Here is a 22,183-nt window from a genome sequence, read left to right on the forward strand (position 1 = left end):
TATCAGCAAGGAAGAATAGGATGGACTCAATAAATACGCGCTATAGAAAGCAATTAGAGGGCACACAGGCAGATTATTTTGATGCTCAAGAAGCGGTAAATCGTTTAAAACCTCAAGCCTATAAATATTTACCTTATACCTCTAAAATCCTTGCCGAGCAGTTGGTTAGACGTTGTGACCCTAAAGAACTTGATGAAGCGTTATGGCAACTGATCGATCGAAAAAGTGAGATTGATTTCCCATGGTACCCTGCGCGAGTCGTGTGTCATGACATCTTAGGGCAAACTGCACTGGTCGATCTTGCTGGTCTACGTGATGCGATTGCCGAGCAAGGTGGCGATCCGGCTAACGTTAACCCTGTGGTCGAAACACAATTGATCGTTGATCACTCGTTAGCTGTAGAACATGGCGGCTTTGAAACCGATGCTTTTACTAAGAATAGAGCCATTGAAGATCGCCGCAATGAAGACCGATTCCATTTTATCGAATGGTGTAAAAGCGCTTTTAAGAATGTTCAAGTGATCCCTGCAGGCAATGGGATTATGCATCAAATTAACCTTGAGAAAATGTCTCCTGTTATCCAATTAAAACAAGGGATGGCTTATCCTGATACGTGTGTTGGAACCGACAGCCATACGCCGCATGTGGATGCGTTAGGTGTGTTAGCGATAGGCGTTGGCGGATTAGAAGCGGAGACGGTGATGCTCGGGCGACCGTCAATGATGCGATTACCCGATATCGTTGGCGTTAATATTACTGGGGAACGCAAAGAAGGCATTACCGCGACCGATATTGTTTTGGCAATGACTGAGTTTTTACGTGAACAAAAAGTCGTCTCTTCATATCTTGAATTTTATGGTGATGGAACGCGTAATTTGACCATAGGAGATCGGGCAAGCATATCGAATATGACACCTGAATATGGGGCAACGGCAGGGCTATTTTATATTGATGAACAAACGATCAATTACTTAAAGCTTACAGGGCGAGATGAAGAGCAAATTCACTTAGTCGAGACGTATGCTAAAACCATGGGGCTATGGGCTGAGGAGTTAAATCTTGCTAACTATGAGCGCGTGTTAACCTTTGACCTTGCTATGGTCGAGCGCAATATGGCTGGTCCCTCTAGCCCTCATCGCCGATTACCGACCAATCAACTCGTTGAGCGTGGTATTACTCAATCCTCTAACATCACTTCAACCCCGAGTGAAAGTGGCGAACTGCCTGATGGAGCAGTGATTATTGCGGCGATCACCTCTTGTACAAATACCAGTAATCCTCGTAATGTTGTTGCCGCTGCGCTCATTGCTAAAAAAGCGAATGCATTAGGGTTAACAAGAAAGCCTTGGGTAAAAACTTCATTTGCGCCTGGTTCCAAAGTGGCAAAACTGTACCTGGAAGAAGCCGGGCTATTGAATGAATTAGAGCAATTAGGCTTTGGCATTGTTGGTTATGCTTGCACAACGTGTAACGGAATGAGTGGTGCACTTGATCCTAATATTCAACAAGAGATTACTCAGCGTGATCTTTATACCACCGCGGTGTTATCCGGGAACCGAAACTTTGATGGTCGAATTCATCCGTATGCCAAACAAGCTTTTCTTGCCTCGCCACCTTTAGTTGTCGCTTATGCTATCGCGGGTACGATTCGATTTGATATAGAAAAAGAGGCGCTCGGTTTTGATGCTCAAGGCGAGCCGATTTATCTGCATGATCTGTGGCCATCGGATCAGGAAATTGATGAGGTAGTTGCCGCGCATGTAAAACCTTCACAGTTTAATCAAGTTTATATTCAGATGTTTAAATTAGATGAAGCCGCGAGTGTGACATCACCGTTATATGATTGGCGAGCAATGAGCACCTATATTCGCAGACCCCCATATTGGCAAGGGGCGCTAGCAGGTCAGCGTCAATTATCGAATTTAAGACCGTTAGCTATTCTTGGCGACAATATTACCACCGATCATTTATCCCCTTCCAATGCCATTCTTGCTGAAAGCGCAGCCGGTGAGTATCTAGCAAAAATGCAGGTCCCTGAAGAGGATTTTAACTCTTATGCCACCCATCGAGGCGATCACTTAACCGCCCAAAGAGCCACGTTAGCCAACCCTAAATTATTTAATGAAATGGTTAAAAAAGAAGGGGAGTGTGTTCAAGGATCTTTTGCGCGAGTGGAGCCAGAAGGAAAGGTTATGCGCATGTGGGAAGCCATAGAAACCTATATGAACCGCAAGCAACCGTTAATTATTGTTGCGGGTGATGATTATGGGCAAGGATCTTCACGTGATTGGGCAGCCAAAGGAGTCCGGTTAGCAGGTGTGGAAGCGATCGTAGCGGAAGGATTTGAGCGTATACATCGGACTAATTTGGTTGGCATGGGCGTTTTACCACTGCAATTTAAGCCAAAGGACACGAGACACTCATTGCACCTTGATGGCAGTGAAGTGTTTAGCGTGAGAGGCGATATGGTTGCTGGTGGTGATCTGGTGCTTGTGATTGAACGTGTCGATCAAACCGTTCTGGAGGTTGTGGTGACTTGCCGACTTGATACCGCTGATGAGCTTTGTGTTTATCAAGCTGGTGGTGTGTTACAGCGATTTGCACAAGACTTTTTAACGCAATAGGCAGTTGTAAAACTTGTTGTCTAGGAGAGCAAAACCATGACAGATAGTATCAATGCAGCGACCCGAGTTCCTGCGACTTATATGCGTGGCGGCACCAGCAAAGGTCTCTTTTTTGTGTTAGATGATTTACCAAAAGCCGCTCAAGAGCCAGGGAGTTATCGTGATACTTTGTTATTAAGAGCCATTGGTAGTCCTGATCCATACAGTAAGCATATTGATGGTATGGGCGGGGCAACCTCAAGTACCAGCAAAACCGTGATTGTGTCTAAAAGTGCAAAGCCAGATTATGATGTCGATTACTTATTTGGTCAGGTATCAATCGATAAACCGCATGTCGATTGGAGCGGTAACTGCGGGAATTTGTCGGCAGCTGTTGGACCATTTGCTATTCATCGAGGCTTAATCGCACAAGAAAAAATCCCAACTAATGGTCATGTTATGGTGCGGGTTTGGCAAGTTAATATCCAAAAAACGATAGTAATTCATGTTCCTATTTATCAAGGAGAGGTGCAAGAAGAGGGCGCTTTTATCCTCGATGGTGTGGCGTTTCCTAGCGCTGAAATTCAAGTTGATTTTCTTCAGCCAGGTGATGGAGAGGTACGCGGAAAAAATGCCATGTTTCCTACTGGTAATCTGGTGGATGACTTGGATGTGCCAGATATCGGACGATTAAAAGCAACGATGATAAATGCTGGGATCCCAACCATTTTTGTTGATGCCCAAGCGATAGGTTATCAAGGCATTGAAGGGCAAGAAGCGATTAATAACGATCCGATTGCTTTAGCCATGTTTGAATCTATTCGTGCGCATGGCGCTTTAAAAATGGGCTTAATTGATTCACTTGAAGAAGCGGAAACTCGTCAGCATACCCCCAAAGTTGCCTTTATATCACCGTCAAAACCTTACCTAACCTCTAGCAATAACACGGTGGCAACAGAGGATATCGACTTGCTTGTTAGAGCACTTTCCATGGGCAAGCTTCATCACGCCATGATGGGAACGGCAGCGGTTGCTATTGCCAGTGCAGCTTGTATTCCCGGTACATTAGTCAATTTAACCGCTGGTGGAGGAGAAAGGGAATCGGTCACTTTTGGTCATCCATCGGGCACTTTACGTGTTGGTGCTAAAGCTCAAAATACTCCCGATGGTTGGAATATTGAAAAAGTGATGATGAGCCGCAGTGCCAGAATAATAATGGAAGGCTGGGTTAGGGTTCCAAGTCACGCTATGCAGTAAACCGATTGATTCAACTTACAGTAAGTAATTATTTCACAAGGAGAGAGTGCCATGTCTGCCTATCTTAACCAATATCAATGGGCGAAAGATGACCCTAAAGCATTTTGGCAAGCCCAAGCGGAGAATATCGATTGGTTTAAAAAGCCAACCATTATCTTAGAGAAAGATGCAGAGGGTATTGAGCGCTGGTTTACTGACGGTGAAATGAATACGGCATGGCTGGCGTTAGATTATCACTGTGAGCAAGGGCGCTCGGATAATATTGCTTTAATTTATGACTCGCCAGTGGTGAATAAAAAACAGTCTTATACCTATGGTCAACTCAAAGATGAAGTCGCTTTAGTGGCAGGAATGCTTGCTAATCAAGGGGTCAATAAGGGCGATCGCGTTGTTATATATATGCCGATGATCCCAGAAGCAGCCATGGCGATGTTGGCGTGTGCGCGTTTAGGGGCAATCCACTCGGTTGTCTTTGGCGGTTTTGCTGCTAATGAATTAGCTGTCCGTCTTGAAGATGCAGAGCCAAAGGTACTCCTAACGGCGTCGTGTGGCATTGAGGTCAATAAAGTCATTGAATATAAACCGCTGGTGGATAAAGCGATTATGGACAGTCGTTGGAAGCCAGAAAAAGTGGTGACGTTTCAACGAGAGCAATCACCAGCAGAGTTAAATTATGCTCGAGATGTTGATTGGCAAAGTGAATTAGCGCTTGCCCAGCCGCATGATTGTGTGCCTGTTCTGGCTACCGATCCTTTGTATATCTTGTACACATCAGGCACAACCGGTAAACCTAAAGGTGTCGTACGAGATAACGGCGGTCATGCCGTGGCGATGAAATACTCCATGTCAGCCATTTATAATATTGATCAAAATGGTGTATTTTGGGCAGCCTCTGATGTTGGTTGGGTCGTCGGGCACTCTTATATTGTATATGCGCCACTTATCCATGGTTGTACGTCTATTTTATTTGAAGGTAAGCCTGTTAAAACGCCTGATCCCGGCGCTTTTTGGCGAGTGTGTGAAGAGCATAACGTTGACGCTTTATTTTCTGCTCCAACCGCCTTTCGTGCTATCAAGAAAGAAGATCCAGATGGTACGTTGATTAAAGATTATGACTTATCGCAGCTAAAGACAATTTTTATGGCTGGTGAAAGACTTGATCCACCGACATTAGATTGGGTAGTTAAGCATACGCAAAAACCTGTTGTTGATCATTGGTGGCAAACGGAAACGGGCTGGGCGATAGCCGGAAATCCAACGGGTATTGAGATGATGCCAGTAAAAGCTGGATCAGCAACAAAGCCCATCCCTGGTTATCAAGTGGAGATCTTAAACGCAATGGGTGTGCCTGTTCGTGCTAATGAGCAAGGATTTGTCTCACTGAAAAGACCGCTGCCGCCCAGTTGCTTACCGACCATTTGGCGCAATCATGATCGTTTTGAAAGTGGCTATTTAAGTCAGTTCCCTGGTTATTATGTTTCAGGGGATGGTGGGTACATTGATGCAGATGGTTATCTATTTATTATGGGTCGCATTGATGATGTGATTAATGTGGCAGGTCACCGCTTATCTACAGGAGAAATGGAAGAGGTCGTCGGTGCTCATCCTGCTATTGCTGAATGTGCAGTGGTCGGTGTTCATGATGATTTAAAAGGGCAGCGACCACTAGGATTAGTCGTATTAAAAGATGGCGTCTCGTTTGACGAGCATGCCCTAGCGTTGGAATTAGTGGGGAAAGTAAGGCAAGAGATAGGTGCAGTCGCTTGCTTTAAAGATGCCTTAGTGGTCGAAAGATTACCTAAAACCCGCTCAGGAAAAATTCTGCGCCGAGTGATCCGTCAAATTGCCGATGGTGAACAATATGCAGTGCCATCAACGATTGATGATCCTGCGAGTTTAGGTGAAATAGAGAAAGCACTGCACCGCTAATGAGATAAAATGATTAACTCTTTCATTTTATTGGGGTAAGGCTAGTTTGATCGAGTAAGCTAGCCTTATCGTCGATTACTTAACCTGTTGAAATACAATGTGAGCAAAAGTTAGGCAAACGAACGTAAAATGTGAAATTAATCCTTTCTATTTTATCATATTATGGCATTATCTATCTCGTACCAACGATGTGCGTACATCGTATAATGGCTATTACCTCAGCCTTCCAAGCTGATGATGCGGGTTCGATTCCCGCTGTACGCTCCAAGTTCTCCTCTCCAGGTACAACTTCCCAACGCTATGAAAATTAAACGCTTAACTGCGTTTTTTGTGTATTTAATATTAATGCCATTAATCCTTTACGGCAAAGTCCACTGGTTATCTTTCGCAAGTTCAGTTAATTGCTTACTATCTTTTTCTAGCTCTATCTTTATCCAATCAATTAGTTCATTTATAATCGGTGTATTAACGGCTCGGTGGCAATAATAACGCCAAGGGCTTAGCCGTATATCAATATTGGTTGGACATTGTAAAAAACCTTCCTCAAGCTCAGGTAGTATTAACATTAGATCTGTCATAGTGGCTCCCTGTCCCGCTAAGCAAGCACTAAGAGCCAAGTCTAGTGTTGAAAATGTGGTATTTCTAACCGTAGAAGTCGTACTTGAATTACTAGAAGAGAGCCAATCACGCCAATCATGGTGATCAATAGTTGCGTGTAATCTAGGCAATGAAAGAATCGTTTCTACATCAATTTTTTCTCCCGTAATGGGCTTAGCACAAACCGGTGCCATCAATTCGTTACGTATAAAAAATAGATTATCTAAATTAGAATTTTGCAAAGAACGCTGTGTCGAGAGAAATAGCAAGTCATAATCAGGGTACTTCATCTCGGATTCTTCATCCAATGTAGGAATTATTACCATTTCATATTGTGGAAAGTGTGCATTCAACTCTTTCAACTTAGGAATAAACCAGCGTATCGCAAAACTCATGGCTACTTTAATAGTAATACGGTGATTGGCACTGCTCTTCCATAAAGTCAAATTGTGTTGAACCACGGTAAAATGCTCCTTTAATAGATCTCCTAACTGCTTACCATGTTCAGTTAGCGTGATAGACCTATGATGACGAACAATAAGCATTAGTTCTAATTCGGTTTCTAACTGTTTTATCTGCCGACTAATCGCACTTTGCGTCACATTTAGTTCTATCGCAGCATGCGTAAAACTCATATGTCTTGCAACCGCTTCAAACGCTTTTAATCCGTTATGTGAATGTGGGAGATGTGTATAAGGAGTCATAATTTATTCGCATGAGTTTTAAGAATGCTAGATTCTCATAAAAATCAATTGAACACCAGTTAGTTAATACGTATTTTACAAACCTGTTTTCTGCACACTTTCTTTAGATAGAAGGTATTACTTTGAGGTTTGAATGAAGAAATTACTCGCGCTCTCTTTCCCGCTGATTATTTCTCAACTGGTTGCTGCTGCATTGGTGTTTACTGATGTATGGATGATGTCACGGTTAAGTGTCGTTGACTTGGCTGCTGGCGGTCTAGGCGCTGCTGTATATAACTTTACTTTCCTTATTGCAGGTAGCACGGTCGGTTGTGCTGCCAATCTCATTGCCATTGCTTATGGTCAAGGTATCGCTCGTCCAGAGCACAGTAAAAAACAAATACGACACGTTGTTAAAGGCGGTGTTTTACTAACTTTCCTTTTGAGTATCGTTCTTATCATTGGTCTTTCTTTTACACCACTACTATTAGTAAAAGCTCAGCAACCCGATGATGTCGTTGCACTGGCGATGGAGTACATCAATACCCTCAAATGGGCAATGCTGCCTACAATGCTGCTATTGGTTTTGCGTGGATTAACCAGTGTACTTGGTGATGCTCGTTCCATCATGGTAATGTCTCTTATGACTGTTATCATCAATGTTCCAATTAGTTATCTGCTCGCCTTTACATTCGACTTTGGGCTTGGTGGTTTAGGGGCTGGTACCGCAATTGCTGCCACGTTAGCTATGCTGTTTTACGGCTATTGGATTTTTGCTCAACAGAAATACCAACAATACGCACCATGGAAAAACTGTCACGAATATTCACTACGACTATTAGCACCATTGCTCGCTCTTGGTTTACCAATTGCTCTTGCCTCTCTTCTAGAGCACGGTTTAATTTACGGCGGCACTTTAATGGCAGGAATGTTAAGCGTGACTGCCTTAGCGTTGCAACAAGTGCTATTACAGTGCTTAAGTTTCACTTGGAATATCAACTTTGGTTTTTGTCAGGGAGCGGCTATTTTAGTTGGTCGAGCTTATGGTGCTGGCGATCTCGCAAGTATCCGTCGTACATCTTGGCTAAGCTTTATGGTCGTCACTGTAATCAGCTTGGCATTATCGGCGGTGTTTGTTTTGTGGCCAGATCTCATTGCTGCGATATTTCAGCTTCAAGATAGCGAAGATGGCGTATCTATGACCGCGCTTTTCTCGGCTGTATTATGGGTTGTCGCTTTATGCTTTGTGGCTGATGCTTGGCAGTTACTGGCAATCAACCTCTTACGAGGAATGAAAATTGTCATTACTCCAACTGTAATGACTGCAGTTGGGTACTGGGTATGTGGGATTCCAGCCGCATGGTTACTAATGAAGCACTACGGACTCGCCGGTATATGGGGAGGCATTGGCATAGGTTTAGCCGTCACCGGAATTTTGTTATTAATTATCGCCATGCATGCAATGACTCCGAAGCGATTTGCCACACTAACAAGGTAAACAGTGAATAATTGACAGAAAAGTCAGTTTTAATACTTCAATGATAACAATAGGTTGAGCTAAGCTACCTTTAGCCTATATAATTCATGCGCATTCAAATAATTAACTTAGTTAAGTTTGATTATTTCCAATATAGCAATAGCTAAACGAATTTTAGGCAACACATGAAAAAAACAAAATGTCTTCTTATTGCAGTTTCTGCATTAGCACTAAGTGGTTGTGCAACACAATATGAACTTGCGCAGCAGCAGAAGAAGAATGATCAAAAGATCACTGAACTAGAATCCAAAGTCGATGCTATAAAAAGTGAGTCGCAAGGCACGGATGAGGAAATGGCTAAAGCTATCAGTCAGTTACAATCTGAACAATCTCAGTTAGTGTTACAAACCAATAGTGTTAATAAGTCATACGCAATCAAAGAAAATGACACGCTGTATAGTATCGCACAAGTAAATAATATGCCGCTTGATGAGTTACTTGCACTAAATCCTCAAATTGATGACCCTCGTGAACTACTCATTGGGCAAATCATCAACATTAAATAAACTATCTAAGTTCTTTTATTGTTAATTAATGCACTTTTTATACTTATCGTATGTAAAATTAGTGCATTATCACTCTTCTGCAGCAATATTGTCATTAAATGGCATTATAACCGTCATAAACCTCATGCATTCTACCTAAATTATTTACAGAATAGTATTCACAATAGGTAATTACATGAAAAATAACCTCATTGCTTTAAGCATTATTGCAGCACTTACTGGATGTAACTCATCTGATGATGATTCAAACCCATCTAACGACCATAGCTTAGATCTACAAATTCTTCACATTAACGATCATCACTCTAAAATTGATGCTACAGATGGACAAAACTTCGTACTTGGTGGTGTTGAAACGAAAGTAGACGTGGGTGGTTTCCCACGATTAGTAACTAAAGTTAACGAACTAGCAAAAGAAAACTCGTTAAAACTTCATGCGGGTGATGCAATCACAGGAACAATGTACTACAGCCTATTCCGTGACGAATTACCTGACGCATTGATGATGAACCAAGTCTGTTTCGATGCCTTTGCACTTGGTAACCATGAATTTGATGACGGTAATGCGCAACTAGCACACTTTATTAACACATTAAAAACTGGCCAGGATAGCTGTGGTACTGAAGTGCTTGCTGCTAATATAGAGGTGCCTAGTGACAACCCAATTTACGACCTGTATGCACCTTATAAAGTTTACACCGTTGATGGTAAAAAAGTCGGCGTTATTGGTATCGATGTATCAAGTAAAACAGAGGCTTCTTCATCACCTGATAAAGAAACTGAGTTCTTTGATGAAGTGGAAACTGCACAAAAATATATCGATATTTTAAAAGATGAGCAGGATGTTGAAAATATTGTGTTACTAACCCATTACGGTTACGAAAATGATATCGCGATGGCTAAGCAGTTAACCGGTGTTGATGTCATTATCGGTGGTGATAGCCATACATTACTGGGTGACGAAGATACATTTAAAGCAATTGACCAAGCAGTTTCTGGTGACTACCCGACTATTGTAGAAAATGTAGACGGTGATAAAGTATGTGTTGCACAGGCATGGGATAATTCACGTGCTCTTGGTGAGTTAAATATCTCTTTTGCAAGCGATGGTACTGTTGCATCATGTTCTGGTACACCGCACATTCTACTTGGTGATACATTCACACCACAGGATGACGAGCAAACTAAACATACTGCCGATGAACTAACGAAAATTACCGACTTTATTGCAGCAACAAAAGAGTTATCATTTGTTGAAGCAGATCTTGTAACAACTGATAAACTGTCTGAATATTCAGAGCTTATCGATGAAAAGAAAGTTGAAGAGATTGGATATAGTGAGGCTAACCTGTGTAATGAACGTGTTCCAGGTAGCGGCCATAGTTCGGGCGACCTATGTGGCACAGATAACGAAGCACGTGAATTCCTAAACAACCACGGTAGTGTAATGGCTAATATCGTCTCAGAGGCCTTTGCTCATCTTTCATTACGTTCAGATATTGCTATCCAAAACTCAGGTGGTGTACGTAACAGTATTCCTGCAGGTAACGTAACTGTCGGTCATGCCTTTGATGTTTTACCTTTTGACAACTTCATCGTTAACTTAGATATGACTGGCCAAGAGATTGTCGATACTATCGAAGATGCAATCGATAATACCATTGTAAATAGTTCTTCAGGTGCATTCCCTGCAGCCCATAACTTACGTTTCGATGTTGATATGAACCAAGAAAAAGGTGCGCGTATCACTAACGTAGAAGCAAGAAAGCGTGCAACTGAAGATGGACATGAAGATGAAAATTGGCACGAAATCAAGCTAACAGAGATTTATGTGGTAGCAACAAACGATTTCATTGCTGCGGGTGGTGATCTATATACTTCGATGATTCCAGCTTATGAAGATGATAGCCGTAGAGAAGACACTGGTCTACTTTACACTGACTCACTAATGAACTACATCAAAGCACTTGAAGAAGAAGGTAAATCGTTAGAGCACCCAACTATTGAAGATATGATGGTACAAAGCTTTATCGCATTAGAAGATTAATAAGTATTTATAAAACCAACTATGCCGTTTCATCAATAGACTCGCGATGTAGTTAATCACTTAAGCACTGAATGTCCCCCATTCAGTGCTTTTTTATCTGACCAATCAAAATTTACCTAACAACCTCACATCCAAAACCATTTGCATCCAAACACTCTCATCTCATTATCTTTTTAACCTTTTTTTATTAATCAGTTACCAAATTTGATGTTAATAGTAGCCATAAAATTCACCCTTAATTAACAACATTAGAGCTATCAACCTATATAAATACTGAAAATTAATGCAATTATGGCTTTATACCCTATATAACTGAGATCGTGATCACTTTTGTAATTTTAGATAATTCATAATACGAAAAACATAATAGAAAAAAACTCTGTGCTAATTAAAAATAGAACACATAAGAACGGAGTATCACTATTATGAATTTAAGCCCAACGATGAACCTAAACCCTAACGCAATAGAAACTAAGTGGGGAGAGTACAAGCTATTCTCATTATCAAATAAGCATGGTACACAAGTCGATATCTCTGATCTTGGTGCGACCATCGTTAATTTTTTTGTCAATGATAAGCAAAATACAAAACGTAATATTGTTCTAGGATACGACACGCCACAGGAATACCTTGAAGGGCAAAACTACTTCGGCTGCGTCGTCGGCCCTTGGGCTAACCGTATTGCTAACGGTCAATTTGAGCTTGATGGCAAACAAATTAACCTTGAACTAAACGAAGGCTCTAATCATTTACATGGTGCCTCTGCTAGTCTTGGTTGTAAACGTTGGATCGTCAAAAGCGCTGCCATAAATGAAGTCGTCTTTGAAGTTAGTAGTGAAGAAGATGAAGCAGGATTCCCATCAGCTATCAACTTCACAGTCTCTTACCAACTAACAGACAGTGACGAATTAATTATTAAATATTCGGCGAAATCTGAAAAAAGAACGCCAATCAATATGACGCAACATACCTACTTCAACTTAGATGGACACAGAGATGTGCTTAACCATCAAATACAGGTACTTGCTGACTCATATCTACATGTTAACGAACTAGCCATTCCTGTTGAACAAGCATCCGTTACCGGTACACCGCTTGATTTACGTACATTAACAACTATCAAAGACAACATTGATAGCGATTTTAACCAACTCAATTACGCAGGCGGCTTTGATCATTGCTGGTGTCTTCCTGGTAATGGTATGCAAAAAGCAGCCAACGTATTTGATGAAGCAAGTGGACTTAATCTTGAGGTCTATACCGACCAAATTGGTATCCAGTTTTATAGTGGTAACTTTATCGATAATGTCCAAGGCAGAGATGGTCAACTATATACCAAACGATTTGGCTTATGTTTAGAAACTCAATGCTACCCAGATCAAGTCAATATGGGCAATGCTGAAGACTGCATATTCAGCGCCGATAAAACCTATGAACACAATGTTATTTATAAAGTAAGTAAATAACCTCTCTGTATTAAATTTTATTAATAATGAGCGCAATCATTATTTATACACAAATAACAATAATACCTGCGCTTAGTAGGTATTCATTAACAATATGAGAACTCTATTATGATTAATATCCCAACGTTAAGACTTGGCATCGTTGCTGTGAGCCGCGACTGTTTCCCTATTTCACTATCTGAAGAGCGTCGCCGTTCTGTGGTTGCAAACTGTGTTGAGCGCGATGTTGAAGTTATCGAGCTTGAAACTATTATCGAAAATGAAAACGATATGGTAAAAGCACTTGCAGAAGCAACTGAAGCTGGTATTAACTCACTGGTTATTTACCTTGGTAACTTTGGTCCTGAAGGTCCTCTGACACAAATGGCGCAGCGTTTTGATGGTCCTGTCATGTTTGTATCGGCAGCTGAAGAATCAACAGCATGTCTTGCTGACGCACGTGGTGATGCATACTGCGGTATGTTAAACGCTTCATACAGTGCTGGTTTACGTAATATTCGCCCTCACATTCCTGAGTACCCAGTTGGTACTCCAAGTGAAGTGGCGAAAATGATTGAAGACTTTACGCCAGTCGCTCGTACTATCTTAGGTCTTAAAGGATTGAAAATATTTAGCTTTGGTCCTCGCCCACAAGATTTTGTTGCTTGTAATGCACCTATCAAAGCCTTGTTTGATCTTGGCGTTGAAATTATGGAAAACAGTGAACTTGACCTTTATGACCTTTACCTTGAAGCTGAAGGACATGAGGATATTCCGGCTATCATTGCTGATATGGAAGCAGAATTAGGTGACAACAACCCATACCCGGATCTACTGCCAAAACTCGCACAATACGAAGCTGCACTGCTTGATTTCCATAAAGCAAACCTAGGCGCTTCAACATTTGGTGTATTTGCGAATAAATGTTGGCCTTCATTTGAAAAATTCTTCGGCTTTGTACCATGTTACGTCAACGCTCGTTTAGCTGAGCGTGGTATTCCAGTCGCATGTGAAGTCGATATTTACGGTGCACTTTCTGAATACATGATCACATGTGCAACAAATCAGCCAGCGACGCTACTTGATATTAACAACTCAGTCCCTGCTGACATGGTTGAAAACAATGCCGATGTTATGGGTGATTACACAGCTAAAGACTTATTTATGGGCTTCCACTGTGGTAACACAGCATCAAGCTGCATGAAAAATTCACAGCTACGTTTCCAAAAAATCATGCATAGCTTAATGGAACCAGGCCAAGAACCAAACATCACACGTGGTACGTTAGAAGGCCAAATTAAGCCAGGCGAAGTAACGTTATTCCGCCTTCAATCAACTGCAGATACGAAGCTTCGTGCTTACGTTGCTCAAGGTGATATCTTAGATATTGATCCACAATCATTTGGTTCTATCGCTGTATTTGCTATTCCAGAAATGCAACGTTTCTACCGCCAAGTACTCATTCAAAAACGCTACCCTCACCATGCTGGTATTGCGTTTGGTAATGTTGGTAAAACAATGTACCAAGTGCTGAACCTGCTAGGTGTGACTGAAATTGATTACAACCAACCAGCATCAGAGCGTTACCCAAATGAAATCCCTTGTACTTTCTTAAACTAATTAAGATTAAGTACAAATCCTGAAGTATTGATTAACAATATTGGAGGGCAATCAAACTGCCCTCCTAATCTATTGTGAAATAACTAACTGTTACACATCACTCATTAGCATTACCCCAAATCCCAAATCAACCATTTAATATTCGCTTTTTTCCTAGCTCGCTGACTGTAGCGATAATTTTTCCTTTTTAATCAACCGTTATCAACTATTACGTGACTATCTATGAACAAGACTCTGATTCTCCAAGCACAACAAAATCTTATTCCTGTCAGTCGTCAAGCGGCGGCTGAAGGCATTGTACTTTTAAAAAACAACGACGCCGTTTTACCATTAACCCCACAGGATACGGTGTCTCTTTTTGGTCGTTGTCAAATTGATACTTACCGTAGTGGTACTGGATCTGGCGGAGCGGTTAATGTTCCTTATTCGGTGAGCCTTTTAGAGGGGCTACGTGCCAACTCAAGCATTAATGTCAACGAACAGCTAGTCACTGTGTATCAAGATTGGATTGCAAGTCACCCCTTTGATGACGGTGGTGGTGGCTGGGTTTCAGAACCTTGGTTCCAACAAGAAATGCTATTAAGTGATCAGGTCGTTACTAATGCTGCTCAACAATCGAATAAAGCGATGGTCTTTATCGGTCGCACTGCCGGCGAAGATCAAGACAATGCTGATGAGCCTGGATCATACCGCTTAACGGATCGAGAAATGGATATGCTTACTAAGGTAACACGATCGTTCTCAGATGTTATTGTCGTAATGAACGTAACGAACATTATGGACATGGCATGGCTAAATACGCTTGAAAATAACCAAGCGATTAAAGCGGTGATGTACAGTTGGGCAGCCGGTATGGAAGGAGGACACGCCTTTGCTGATGTTGTCTCTGGCGCTCAATCTCCAAGCGGTCGTCTTACCGATACAATTGCTTATCATCTGTCAGATTACCCATCATCAGCTCATTTTGGTCGTAGTGATCGCAACCTGTATGCTGAAGATATTTATGTTGGCTACCGTTACTTCGAGACGTTTAATCCTGAAGTGGTGCAATTTGAATTTGGTGCAGGTCTTTCTTACACCGATTTTCATCATGAACTTATGCACTATTCCACTCAAGGTGAAGGGGCTGATACCAAGCTTCATTTTGATATCAAAGTAACGAATACCGGTACTGCATTTGCCAGTAAAGAAGTGGTACAACTCTATGTCAGCGCACCACAAGGTCTCCTTGGCAAGCCGAATAGAGTGCTAGCGGGTTTCACTAAAACACAATTGATTCCACCACAAGAAAGTGAAGTCGTTCATGTATCGATCCCCCTTGCCTCTCTTGCTTCTTACGATGATAACGGGGTAACAGGTTGTATTAATAGTTATGTTTTAGAGTCTGGCGATTATCAATTTTACCTCGGTGGTGATGTGCGTCATGCTCAACCTATCGCTGCTTGCTTTACGCTAGAAACGCTCTTAGTTACCGAAACTCTGAGCGAAGTTTGCGCTCCGATCAAAGCTTTTGATCGCATTAAGCCTGGCAAGAGAAATGATTTAGGCATTTATCAGCTAGATCATGACAATGTCCCGCTTCGTAGCATCTGTATGGCTGAACGTATCCACGCGAACATGCCACCGAGCTATCCGATAACGGGTTGTAAAAACATTAAGTTAATCGATGTAAAACAAGGCACTGCAACTCTTGAGGATTTTATTTCTCAAATGACTCCCGAGCAATTAGCTACCATTATTTGTGGTGAAGGCATGTGCAGCCCTAAAGTTACACCGGGAACCGCTTCGGCATTTGGCGGCGTATCTGAAGACTTATTTAACCTTGGGATCCCCGTTGTTGCTGCTGCTGATGGACCTTCAGGAATACGCATGGACAGCGGTCATAAAGCAACTCAAGTGCCGATTGGTACCCTACTTGGCTGCACTTGGAACCAAACGCTAAATGAAGATTTATTTTTCCTCATTGGTCAGGAGTTGCGAGCTAACAACATCGACAATCTATTAGGTCCTGGCATTAATATTCATCGTCATCCATTAAATGGTCGAAATTTTGAGTATTTTTCAGAAGACCCATTAATGACCGGTATGATGGCTGCAGCGCAAACTCGTGGTTTAAGCAAGGCTGGAGTATCAGGCACGATCAAACACTTTGCAGCGAATGACCAAGAAACCGCTCGAGTCGATGTAGATAGCATCATGTCACAACGTGCACTGCGTGAAATACATATCAAGCCTTTTGAAATCGCGGTAAAACAAGGACATGCTTCTAGTATCATGACGTCATATAACCCAGTCAATGGTCACTGGGCTGCTTCAAATTATGATCTCAACACCACGGTATTACGTGATGAATGGGGCTATGATGGTATTGTGATGACCGATTGGTGGGCAAAGATGAACGACCCTATCGAGGCTGGCGAAGAGAGCAAAACCTTCACCTCATTTATGATCCGTGCGCAGAATGATCTGTATATGGTGGTGGAAAATGATGGGGCTGAAAGCAATGTCATGGGTGATGACACGCTTGAAGCGCTCGACAATGGCACACTAGAGCTTGGAGAATTACAACGCTGTGCAATGAACATCTGCCGTTTTATTATGACGACTCCAGTGATGGATCGCCCACTAACGGTATACAACCCAATTAAACACTTTGCTCCTTTGCGCAATACCCCGCAAGGTGAAACGCTTTCTATTGAGCAAGATATTGTCTTGAACACCATAGAAAATAAATCGATTGTTCTTGAGGTAAAAGAAGTAGGGATCTATCAATTTAACGGCAAAGTAAAATACGATCTTAGCCCGATAGCTCAATCATCATTTAGTTTATTTTTAAATGGCGACTTCTGCATGACCCTTGCTCATTGTGGCACTGATGGCAAACTCATTACTGTTGAAGGGCGAAAGCTGCAGCTAGAGCCAGGCTTTTACTCTCTGGATATCAACTTTATAAAACCAGGTTTAGAGCTAGAGAGAGTGGTCATCATTAAAGAATAACGTTCATAGATAGGTAGATCTGAATCGCTATCAACGTGTACCAATAGACAAACCTTCGATGCTACTTTTTTCTTGCTGATTAAAAGTACCTAAAGCTCGAAGGTTTTTTCATACCCTAAACTATTTGTTGTTATCGATTAATAGCCGCATAATAACCCATGCATAAACTAGGATGAAATATCATCACTTTTTATTCTTTCTTACCCACCTGAGTTACACTGTCACCTGAGAGGTTGTTGAATTAATGCCAAATGAGAATAAAGTAAGATTCATCGCTACTGATATGGACGGAACCCTTTTAAATAGTGCAGGTCAACTCGACCCTGATTTCTTTGCCCTTTATGAACAGCTAAAGCAACAATCTATCTTATTTGCTGCTGCTTCAGGGCGTCAGTATTACAGCTTGCTCGAAACCTTTGCTCCCCTAAAAGATGAAATGATGTTTATTGCTGAAAATGGCACGTTAGTGATGCATCAAGGGAAAGAGTTATATAGCCGTACGATTGAGAAATCAGAGATCACTGAAATCATCAAGCAAGCTCGAGAAATCGAAGGCTGTCATATTGTTTTATGTGGTAAGAAGTCTGCGTATATCGAAACACAAGATGCCACAGCCATTGCAGAAATTAGCAAGTATTACCATCGACGCCAGTCCGTTAATGATCTACTGAGTGTGGATGATGAATTTATTAAAGTCGCACTGTGTCACTTTGATGGTACAAAGGCGCATATCTACCCTTCAATTAACCCCGCTTTTGGTGATAGCCATAAGGTCGTAGTGAGTGCGAAATGCTGGCTTGATGTGATGCACTCAAAAGCGTCTAAAGGCGATGCGATTGCATTTTTACAAGATAAGCTCAACTTTACCTATGAACAGACCATGAGTTTTGGTGATTACTTTAATGATATCGAGATGCTAGAGGCTAGTTACTACTCCTATGCCGTCGAAAATGCGCACGAAGAAGTGAAAGGCTATGCTCGTTTCTCTGCTCCAAGTAATGACGATTCGGGTGTAGTGCAAGTGATAAAAGAGTCTTTAGGGTTGAGTAAGTAACAATAAAACGCTACTTCTTTAAATTGAAGTAGCATCATAATTACGACTCCACTTAGCATACCAATCATAGGAAGTAAGTGGAGTTTTGGTTCTATAGCTTAACGACTTGACCAGTTAGAGCAACACCTGCAACAAAAGCACCGGCACCACACTTAAAAGTTTCAGGGCTTGAAGTAAGGTTACCTTTGTAATTGGACTGAATATTCACGACTGCATTTGCATTCTCTTTTTCAGCACGCTCTTTTAATGTTTTCATCGCTGATAAAAAGACCCATTCACATGCTTCTTTATCTGATTTATTCAATGCATTCGTTTTCTTATTGGTTTTAAATTCACCAAGATCACTCTTAACCTTTGAGTGTTTTTGGCTACCAAAATAAAACTTAACATCATTACCAAGTGTTGATTTGGCAGCTGAACTACTCATCGCCTCTTTAATATTATAATCACCAATATCATCTCTAGCTAAAGCGGGTGCTGCACACACACTCGTTAAAATGATTGAGAATAATACTTTTTTAAACATAACTATTTCCTTTAATTACTTTATTGTACGAAGCTTTTTCTGAATATCATTATTAAAATTCCTAACCCAACCATTATATTTCTTATGAATAGTTCCATTAGGTTTATACTTCATATTCTCACTGTCTCGATAGTTAATATCATAACTAGACTGATGCAGTTTAATATCAACAGCAATATAGTGATTACGGACCCATAGATCGGCAATTAGACTATCTTTATCTTCACCTGCTTTAATATTCCATCCACGTCTTGCGACTGCTTCACTAAAAATAGCTTGAGCTTGTTGCACCGACACTTCGGAGTGCAAAGGTTGGTTTACTACTGGTATCACTCTAGCCGCATTAGCTAAAGGAGAAAATATAAGCAAAGACATCAATATTACTTTTATCAATTTCATTTTATTCCCCTTACATTAGTAAATTATTCTTTTGATAAATTTGATTCACTACTTGAACAAAACTTTCACTTTCTGAGCCATCTGGGTACTTCATTAACCCATTATCTTGAAGTACATGAATTAACTTCCATGGCGGTGTTATTTCATTACCCACAATTTCAACATGCCCTGCATCTACGACTAATGCTGTGCTCAGCACCGATTTTTCTATCTGTGCTTGTGTTTGCTCTTCTATTGAAAATACATAATCATCCTGTTGACAAGTTCCTGATTGTGATTGAACTCGACATGTATTTATTTCATTAGTTTTAATAATTAAGTGGGATGCAACTGGGGTCGCTAATTGCCCAGGTTGTGAAATAAAATCGGATTGCGGAGGGATCTCTAAATATTTACTACCAGAAATTAAGTAACAAATAGCATCAACTAAGCCAAGAGAGGCAACTCTTAACCAATCTAAACCACAGTGTGAGGCGGCATTAATGCCATTCAAAGGTGTTGAGATTGTTGCGATATCAATCATTGAATGGGTCAAAGTCTTACGATCTACGCGATCAGCCATATGAGCACGGCGAGTAACCAGCCCACCTTGGCTATGACCTAATACAACGATCCTCTCTTCTCCAACGATTGGGCTTAGTGTATTAATAGCGTCAATAAGTTGTCCTGATACCTTATCTAAGCTACTACGATCTTTGTATTCAAAACATGCACTTTGCTCACCTAAATGCTCATAAACCTTTGACAGTGCCTTAAATTGACCTGCCGATGAACGGCAACCATGTACGATCAAAACCAAAGGTTGGTTCGGCTCTAGCAATAATTCCCCAGGCTGGGAATCACAACGTTTAACTTCTTGGTTTGGAAAAAGTGACGATAAAGCGACCTTATCCGTTGAGGCAAAGCTATATTGCACGTTAAAAACAACTAGCATAGTAACTAGCGCTATAGAGCGACCCAATAAACTAGGGATAAACATAATACCATCCTTGGTAAATTAAATGCCCTACGAGTGCAGGGCAAAATGTTATTACAATCGTTTGAATATCATTGAAGTATTAATTCCGCCAAAAGCAAAATTATTATTCATTACATATTCACAAGCCATCTCTCTTCCTGCTGTGTGAATATAATCAAGTTCCCCACAACGGCTATCAATCGATTCAAGGTTCAACGTTGGTGCAAACCACTCTTGATTCATCATATTAATGCTTAACCAAGCTTCAATAGCACCACATGCTCCTAAGGTATGTCCAAAGTAACTTTTTAGACTTGAAATAGGCATACGACTACCAAAAACTTGGTGAGTGGCTTGCGTCTCTGCAATATCCCCTAACTCTGTTGCCGTACCATGCCCATTAACATAACCAATTTGTTCAGGCGTTAAGTTGGCATCTTTTAGTGCCATTTCCATACACAATTGCATAGTCGCTGCACGAGGCTGAGTCACATGAGCAGCATCGCAATTAGTCGCAAAACCAACTAATTCCGCGATAGGCTTCGCACCTCGAGCAATAGCATGGTCATAATTTTCTAAAATCAATGAACCAGCACCTTCACCAATCACTAATCCATCTCGATCTGCATCATAGGGTCTTGGGCTTAAGTGAGGTTGTGAGTTATATTGACTAGTTGCAAAAAGAGTATCAAATACAGCAGCTTCTGTTGGGCAAAGCTCTTCAGCCCCACCAGCTACCATCGCTGTTTGCATGCCATATTTAATGGCTTCATAAGAGTAGCCAATGGCTTGAGATCCAGATGTACAAGCCGATGAAGTCGGAATCACTCGCCCACGCAAACCAAAAAACAGCCCAGTATTAACTGCTGTTGTATGCGGCATCATTGCAACATATGTATTGGCATTAATATTGCGAGTACTATGATCAAGCAGCATTGTAGCAAAGGCAGAGACTGGTCCAGTACTCCCTGTCGACGAGCCATATGCAATTCCAGTTGAACCATCCGTTAATGCCTGCTCATCAATTAAGCCAGATTGTTCTAATGCAAACTCTGAGGCGCGAGTAGAAAGTTGGGCAACTCTTCCCATTGAACGAATTCGCTTACGGGTATAATGCTTTGGTAACTCAAAGTTTTGAATCGGGGCTGCAAGTCGGGTTTGAAGACCGTCATACTTATCCCACTCCGGCATGGTTACAACACCATTTTTATATTGACGTAAGTTATCCCATACAGTTTCAAGACTTTCACCTAACGACGTAACGCCAGCCATTCCTGTTACTACCACTCTGTTAGCCATTAATACAGCCCCCCATTAATACCAATTACTTGACGGTTAATATAACCCGTTCTTTCCGACATCAGGAAAGCGGCTAAATCTGCAACTTCCTCTGGCTTACCCATACGCTGGACAGGAATTTGTGGCATAACACGTTCTACAACATGTGGTTCCACCATACCAGTATCAATCAATCCAGGTGCTATACAGTTGACTGTGATCTGACGACGCTTATTACTCAACTCAAGTGCGAGTGCTTTCGTAGCACCAATAATCCCCGCCTTTGCGGCTGAGTAATTCACTTGCCCTCGATTACCAATTTGCCCACTTAAAGAGGACAGAGTAATAATGCGTCCCTGCTTTAAGCCAATCATCGGCATGATAAGTGGATGAATGACATTATAAAAAGCATCAAGATTAGTATGTACTACTCCTTTCCATTCATCACTCGTCATCGAAGGAAAAGCGTTATCACTTGATAAACCGGCATTATTAACGACACCGTAATAACCACCGTATTGCTCTATCTGCTCTTCGATCACTGTTTTACATTCAGCTTGGTTACTAATATCAAATTGAACCATTCGACATTGACCACCAGCGGCAACAATTTGATTCACTGTATCTTCAGCACCCGCCTTATCGCGCCCATAGTGAACTGTCACTATGTAGCCATCCTCAGCTAAGCGTATCGCGATCGCTTGACCTATTCCTTTACTAGCACCTGTTACTAATACATTCTTCATA

The 22,183-nt window shown here is 41.5% G+C and carries 16 protein-coding genes and 1 tRNA gene; 11 read left to right on the forward strand and 6 right to left on the reverse strand.

From position 1 onward, the window contains the following. Positions 1-20 precede the first annotated feature (20 nt). The 4 genes from acnD (at position 21) to BCU68_RS07585 (ending at position 6,056) form a co-directional block, all read left to right on the forward strand. On the forward strand, positions 21-2,624 hold the full coding sequence (acnD, locus tag BCU68_RS07570; RefSeq protein WP_102564178.1) for a Fe/S-dependent 2-methylisocitrate dehydratase AcnD: 2,604 nt from the start codon (positions 21-23) through the stop codon (positions 2,622-2,624). A 36-nt stretch (positions 2,625-2,660) separates the two neighbouring features. Next, on the forward strand, positions 2,661-3,860 hold the full coding sequence (prpF, locus tag BCU68_RS07575) for a 2-methylaconitate cis-trans isomerase PrpF (RefSeq protein WP_102564179.1): 1,200 nt from the start codon (positions 2,661-2,663) through the stop codon (positions 3,858-3,860). Between the two features lie 51 nt (positions 3,861-3,911). Next, on the forward strand, positions 3,912-5,789 hold the full coding sequence (locus BCU68_RS07580; RefSeq protein ID WP_102564180.1) for a propionyl-CoA synthetase: 1,878 nt from the start codon (positions 3,912-3,914) through the stop codon (positions 5,787-5,789). Between the two features lie 192 nt (positions 5,790-5,981). Continuing rightward, positions 5,982-6,056, forward strand: a tRNA-Gly gene (locus tag BCU68_RS07585). A 92-nt stretch (positions 6,057-6,148) separates the two neighbouring features. Here BCU68_RS07585 and BCU68_RS07590 read toward each other — a convergent pair. Further along, the gene (locus BCU68_RS07590; protein WP_102564181.1) at positions 6,149-7,090 is read right to left on the reverse strand and encodes a LysR family transcriptional regulator; all 942 of its coding nucleotides are present in this window, start codon (positions 7,088-7,090) and stop codon (positions 6,149-6,151) included. 133 nt (positions 7,091-7,223) lie between these two features. Between BCU68_RS07590 and BCU68_RS07595 the strand changes: the two genes are divergently transcribed. The 7 genes from BCU68_RS07595 (at position 7,224) to BCU68_RS07625 (ending at position 18,275) form a co-directional block, all read left to right on the forward strand. Further along, on the forward strand, positions 7,224-8,567 hold the full coding sequence (locus BCU68_RS07595; protein WP_102564182.1) for an MATE family efflux transporter: 1,344 nt from the start codon (positions 7,224-7,226) through the stop codon (positions 8,565-8,567). A 164-nt stretch (positions 8,568-8,731) separates the two neighbouring features. Continuing rightward, positions 8,732-9,112: a LysM domain-containing protein gene (locus tag BCU68_RS07600; protein ID WP_102564183.1), complete on the forward strand. Its 381-nt coding sequence runs from the start codon at positions 8,732-8,734 to the stop codon at positions 9,110-9,112. 175 nt (positions 9,113-9,287) lie between these two features. After that, complete coding sequence (locus BCU68_RS07605; protein WP_102564184.1) at positions 9,288-11,159, forward strand: 5'-nucleotidase C-terminal domain-containing protein; 1,872 nt, start codon at positions 9,288-9,290, stop codon at positions 11,157-11,159. A gap of 425 nt (positions 11,160-11,584) precedes the next feature. After that, positions 11,585-12,625 carry an aldose epimerase family protein gene (locus BCU68_RS07610; protein ID WP_241901303.1) on the forward strand — a complete coding sequence of 347 codons (1,041 nt, stop codon included), beginning with the start codon at positions 11,585-11,587 and terminating at the stop codon, positions 12,623-12,625. A 108-nt stretch (positions 12,626-12,733) separates the two neighbouring features. Beyond that, positions 12,734-14,224: a fucose isomerase gene (locus BCU68_RS07615; RefSeq protein WP_102564185.1), complete on the forward strand. Its 1,491-nt coding sequence runs from the start codon at positions 12,734-12,736 to the stop codon at positions 14,222-14,224. 222 nt (positions 14,225-14,446) lie between these two features. Beyond that, a complete protein-coding gene (locus tag BCU68_RS07620) occupies positions 14,447-17,221 on the forward strand; it encodes a glycoside hydrolase family 3 protein (protein ID WP_102564186.1) in 2,775 nt (924 codons plus the stop codon). A 244-nt stretch (positions 17,222-17,465) separates the two neighbouring features. Then, positions 17,466-18,275, forward strand: a complete 810-nt coding sequence (locus tag BCU68_RS07625) for a Cof-type HAD-IIB family hydrolase (RefSeq protein WP_102564187.1) — start codon at positions 17,466-17,468, stop codon at positions 18,273-18,275. A 91-nt stretch (positions 18,276-18,366) separates the two neighbouring features. Here BCU68_RS07625 and BCU68_RS07630 read toward each other — a convergent pair whose 3' ends face one another. From BCU68_RS07630 to fabG, 5 genes are read right to left on the reverse strand one after another with little or no spacing between them, the layout of a single operon-like run. Then, entirely contained in the window at positions 18,367-18,801 is a 435-nt protein-coding gene (locus tag BCU68_RS07630; protein ID WP_102564188.1) for an excinuclease, read from the reverse strand. Between the two features lie 15 nt (positions 18,802-18,816). Beyond that, positions 18,817-19,200, reverse strand: a complete 384-nt coding sequence (locus BCU68_RS07635) for a hypothetical protein (RefSeq protein WP_102564189.1) — start codon at positions 19,198-19,200, stop codon at positions 18,817-18,819. A 10-nt stretch (positions 19,201-19,210) separates the two neighbouring features. Continuing rightward, positions 19,211-20,179 carry a hydrolase gene (locus tag BCU68_RS07640; protein WP_102564190.1) on the reverse strand — a complete coding sequence of 323 codons (969 nt, stop codon included), beginning with the start codon at positions 20,177-20,179 and terminating at the stop codon, positions 19,211-19,213. Between the two features lie 51 nt (positions 20,180-20,230). Further along, a complete protein-coding gene (locus BCU68_RS07645; RefSeq protein ID WP_102564191.1) occupies positions 20,231-21,457 on the reverse strand; it encodes a beta-ketoacyl-ACP synthase in 1,227 nt (408 codons plus the stop codon). Then, entirely contained in the window at positions 21,457-22,182 is a 726-nt protein-coding gene (fabG, locus tag BCU68_RS07650; protein WP_102564192.1) for a 3-oxoacyl-ACP reductase FabG, read from the reverse strand. The genes BCU68_RS07645 and fabG overlap by 1 nt, the downstream gene beginning before the upstream one ends. Position 22,183: the final 1 nt, after the last annotated feature.

This window comes from Vibrio sp. 10N.286.49.B3 (assembly GCF_002873395.1).
In the GTDB taxonomy this organism is placed as follows: Bacteria; Pseudomonadota; Gammaproteobacteria; order Enterobacterales; family Vibrionaceae; genus Vibrio.